This is a genomic window from Pseudonocardia sp., assembly GCF_025465255.1.
In the GTDB taxonomy this organism is placed as follows: domain Bacteria; phylum Actinomycetota; class Actinomycetes; order Mycobacteriales; family Pseudonocardiaceae; genus Pseudonocardia.
On record NZ_JAODNI010000118.1, the window covers coordinates 1 to 4,224 of the forward strand.

2 protein-coding genes and 3 pseudogenes are annotated in these 4,224 nt (G+C 69.4%); 1 reads left to right on the forward strand and 4 read right to left on the reverse strand.

Annotated elements, in window-relative coordinates:
• Together JWP64_RS14260 and JWP64_RS31520 are read right to left on the reverse strand one after the other, a co-directional pair.
• Nucleotides 1-285 (reverse strand): annotated as a pseudogene (locus JWP64_RS14260) (hypothetical protein); the annotation flags it as partial.
• A gap of 205 nt (nucleotides 286-490) precedes the next feature.
• Nucleotides 491-646, reverse strand: a pseudogene (locus JWP64_RS31520) (hypothetical protein); the annotation flags it as partial.
• On the opposite strand from JWP64_RS31520, the pseudogene JWP64_RS14270 reads away from it, so the two are divergent.
• Nucleotides 610-828: pseudogene (locus JWP64_RS14270) on the forward strand (IS110 family transposase); the annotation flags it as partial. The pseudogenes JWP64_RS31520 and JWP64_RS14270 sit on opposite strands and share 37 nt — an antisense overlap.
• 167 nt (nucleotides 829-995) lie before the next feature.
• Here JWP64_RS14270 and JWP64_RS14275 read toward each other — a convergent pair.
• Both JWP64_RS14275 and JWP64_RS14280 read right to left on the reverse strand, forming a co-directional pair.
• A complete protein-coding gene (locus JWP64_RS14275) occupies nucleotides 996-2,984 on the reverse strand; it encodes an ABC transporter ATP-binding protein (RefSeq protein ID WP_297496544.1) in 1,989 nt (662 codons plus the stop codon).
• A 929-nt stretch (nucleotides 2,985-3,913) separates the two neighbouring features.
• A partial coding sequence (locus JWP64_RS14280) for a DUF3040 domain-containing protein (RefSeq protein ID WP_297496545.1) occupies nucleotides 3,914-4,224 on the reverse strand: 311 nt, incomplete at its 5' end.

The window sequence follows — 4,224 nt, forward strand, 5'->3', positions numbered from 1 at the left end:
CGAAGGCTCGTTCGACGACCCAGCGGACCTTGCCCAGCCCGGAGGCGTCCGCGACGCCGCGGCGGGCGATGCGCGGGGTGATGCCGCGCTCGCGCAGGAGCCGGCGGTACTTGTCGAGGTCATAGCCGCGGGCGGCGAACAGCTCGTGGGGCTTGCGCCGAGGCCGCCCGCGCCGGCCGCGGATCGGGGGATCGCGTCGAGCAGCGGGAGCAGTTGGGTGACGTCGTGGCGGTTCCCGCCGGTCAGCGTGACCGCGAGCGGGATGCCGTGGGAGTCGACGATCAGGTGGCGCCTGGAGCCGGGATGACCGCGGTTGACCGGGGACGGTCCGACATGGAGCCCCCTTGAGCGCGTGCACGTGGGAGGCGTCGACGGCGCAGCGGTCCAGGTCGAGCCGGCCGACGGCCCGGAGCTCGGCGAGCAACACCTCGTGCAGGGCGGGCCAGACCCCGGCGTCGGTCCAGTCCCGTACCCGCCGCCAGCAGGTCACCCCGGAGCAGCCCAGCAGATCGCCGGGCAGTTGGTTCCAGGTGATGCCGGTATTGAGCACGAACACGATGCAGCGCGACACGGTCGCTGACCGGTTCACGTCCCGGGTAGCGGCGGCGCTGGGCCGACCAGTTCGGTGCCGACCGGCGGTGGGCAGCGGAGGACTGCCGGCACCTGTCCCGGCGCCTGGAGCGGGATCTGCTCGCGGCCGGTGAGCAGGTCACAAGGGTGCCGGCGAAACTGATGGCCCACGTCCGCGGCTCCGCTCGCACCTACGGCAAGTCCGACCCGATCGACGCACTCGCCGTCGCCCGGGCTGTGCTGCGCGAACCGAACCTGACCCAGGCCCGCTGCCACCCCGACGCCAGGGCCGTGCTCGCCCGACGAAACGCCGCCGGCGAGAAGCCCTCCGAATCCTCAAGCGCCGACTCTCCGACGTCGTCTACCGAGCGCTGACAAGCCGACGCGCGGATCACCACCGTGCACCTCGCCGCTTGACAGAGGAGCTAGTGACGGTCCCCGTCACGAGGCCGGATCAGCGGGCGAGGATGCGGCGTCGGCCGTGGGCTAGGGCTGGGGCTGGGGTGAAGAGGGGGGCCGGGGCAGATCTCCGCGGGTCGCTCAGGCGGGTGCAGCGCTGGTGGTGCCTGGTGGAGGCGGTAGAGCCGGGCGTAGCCGGGGCTGCTGGTGAGAAGTTGACTGTGGGTGCCGGCGGCGCTGATGCGGCCCTGGTCGAGCACCACGATGAGGTCGGCGTCGGTGACCGTGAGCAGGTTGTGGCTGATGATGATCGTGGTGCGGCCGGCCATCAGCCGGCGCAGCGGCTGCAGGACGCGGCGCGTGGATTCGGCGTCCAGCCCGGTGGTCGGTTCATCGAGCAGCAGCACGGGCGCGTCGCGGATCATCGCCCGGGCGATGGCCAGGCGTTGGCGCTGCCCCCCGGACAACAGCCGGCCGCGTTGCCCGATCCGCGAGTCATACCCGTCGGGCAGCGCGGAGATCAACTCGTGTGCATCGGCCGCGGTCGCCGCGGCGACGATGTCGGCGTCGGTGGCGTCGGGCCGGCCCCAGGCGATGTTCTCGCGGACGGTGCCGTCGAAGACGAGGGTCTCCTGCAGCACGGTGGCGATGTTGCGGCGCAGGTCGGCCTCCGACAGGTCGCGCAGGTCGGTGCCGTCGAGCGAGATACTCCCCTGGTTCGGGTCGTAGAAGCGCAGCAGCAGCTTGGCCAGCGTCGATTTACCGGCTCCGCTGGCCCCCACGATCGCGACGCGTTGCCCGGGGCGCACCTCGAGGTCGATGCCCGCGAGCGCGGGGCGGTCGGTGTCGGGGTAGCCGAAGCCCACCTCGCGCACGCGGAGGTATCCGCGGGCGCGGGGCAGGGGCACGGGGTGGGTCGGTTCGGTGATGGTGGGGGCGAGGTCGAGCAGCTCCATCACCCTTTCCGCGCTGGTGCTGGCCGCGTACAACGAGTTGGTGAGCTGCCCCAGGCCTTGGAGCGGGCCGTAGAGCTGCGTCAGGTAGGCCACGAACACCAGTAGGCCGCCCAGAGTGATGTTGTTGGCGGTGAGTTCCCACACCGCCAAGCCCATGACCAGCAGCACACCCACGACCTCGAGCAGCTCGGTGAGCGGGCCGAAGAGGGCCTGCAACCGGGTCGCCCTCATCTGCGCGACGAAGCTGCCCAGGTTCTCCTGGTCGAACCGGGCCGACTCCGAGGCCTGCCGGTGGTAGGCGCGGACCAGGGCTGCGTTGCTGAAGCTCTCCTCGGCGACGGTGGTGATGGAACTCGCCCGGCGCCGTGTCTCCCGGGAGGCGTCCTTGATCCGGCGGGAGAAGGACCGCGCGATCAGCAGGAACCCGGGGGCGGCGATCAGCGAGGCTAGCGCCATCTGCCAGCTGAGGTAGAACAGCGCGGCGGTGAAGAAGACGAGTTGGAAGGCGTAGGTCAAGCCCTGCGCGAGGCCGGAGAGCACGAGCTGCTCGATCGCGCTGATGTCCCCGGTGAGCCGGGAGAGGATGTCGCCGAGTTGGTGGCGTTCGAAGAACTGCGACGACTGCCGGTGCAGGTGGGTGAACAACTTGCTGCGCAGGTTGAGCACGAACCGCTCGCCCGCCCAGGTGGACAGGTACCGGTCGGCGAACGACACGACACCCTCGAGAACCGAGATCCCGATGTAGGCGGCGGCCAACGCCGGGAAGTAGCGGAAGCTGTGCGGGGTCAGAACGTCGTCGACGAGGATCTTGAACAACCAGATCGTCGCCGCGCTCAGCAACGGGCCGGCCGCAACGAGCAGCAGGCTGGCCCACACCCGCCCGCGGAACGGCCGGGTCTCTGGCCAGAACCGCCGGAAGACCGTCCACAGCCCCACCGCAGGGGTGTCTGCGAGCAGGTTGCTCGACACCAGCAGGCCGGTCACCGACAGCCGCGGCACCCCCGGGGGAAGCGGCCGCGAGGCGGCCTCCACAGCCGAACCGGCAGTCGGCTCAGTCATCGCCGGCGCACTCCCCTGTCATGACCCGGGGAACGGCCCCGCCTAGCGTTGGGCGGAGCCGTCCCGAGGATCTACTCAGTTCCTCTCAGATCCCACCGACCTCACTTGCGGTTGTAGTCCCGGTGGTCGCGGTGGTCGTAGTCGTTGCGACGCCAGTCATTCTTCGCCGGCGTCCAGCCCCATTTGTTGTTGCCCATTACTCCTCCTTTGAATGGTGTCGGGCACCATTCGGTGTCCCACGAATTAACGTACCCCCGACGTTTCTTGATCGCCAGGAAACTGAGCCCGTTCTCAGCGATTCTCCGTGTGACGTGGGCGACTGTGCCGTGACAGGTGCGCACTATTCGTCCCGTTAGCGCAAGGATAGATCGAAAACTCACTGCGAGGGTTCCAATGCATTTCCTTTGCCGAATCTTTACCGATCCGCGCCACGCCTCGTCCGATTTCCGGCGGGTCGTCCTGACGGTGCCGAATAGGTGAGAAGGGACAGAAATCACCAACGGGGTCCACGCTGCCGTCTACGCCCACCGCCACGGCCTCACGGGTCGGTCCGGCACCGTCCCGAGACCACGATGCGGCCACGAGCGCCCACGCCTGGACACGCAGCCAGAGACGGCCCTGCGAAGCAGGGCGTACCTGCAGCTCGCCCTCACCCACCTCGAGCAGGTCCTCGGCGGCTCCTCGCCGCCCCGACGCTCACCGCAGACCCCTTCGCCGTCTGACTCTGACGAGCGCCCGTCCCTGGTCGGATGACCGTGTTGGAGAGGCTTGCCCCGGGGGTGAGCAACGGAAGGTGGGCCATCTCCCGCTGTGTCGCCTGTCCGGTCACGGTTCCGGGCGGTAACGCCGGCATGCCGATAATCGCAACCCGCCAGGGCCGCCCGGCTCGCCGACCTCCTCCGACCGGCCTGAGTGGGACATCTACAGCATCAGGCCCCCGGCCGGGGCTCGCAGCGTCTCCGCAGCCACCACAGACCCGCAGCGACCGCGGCCACGGCCAGGCCACCGGTCGGCAACCCGAGCACCTGCAATACGGCCGTGAACAGCACCAGCAGCGCGTTCATCACTCGCAGCGGGCGGATTCGGGTACTTGCCCGCGGGCGGCGGCGCTGCCCGTCCCGCAAATAGGCGGCAAGCTCAGGATCTGCGGCATTGATCTGCCGCTCGATCTCTCCCAACTGATCGCGTTCGTCTCTATCGAGCATTCGATCTCCATTGCGCGCGCTACGTGTCAATCGGT

Excerpts from the sequence above, each read along its gene's own strand:
- JWP64_RS14275 (WP_297496544.1), bottom strand. The coding sequence starts at position 2,984 with ATGACTGAGCCGACTGCCGGTTCGGCTGTGGAGGCCGCCTCGCGGCCG.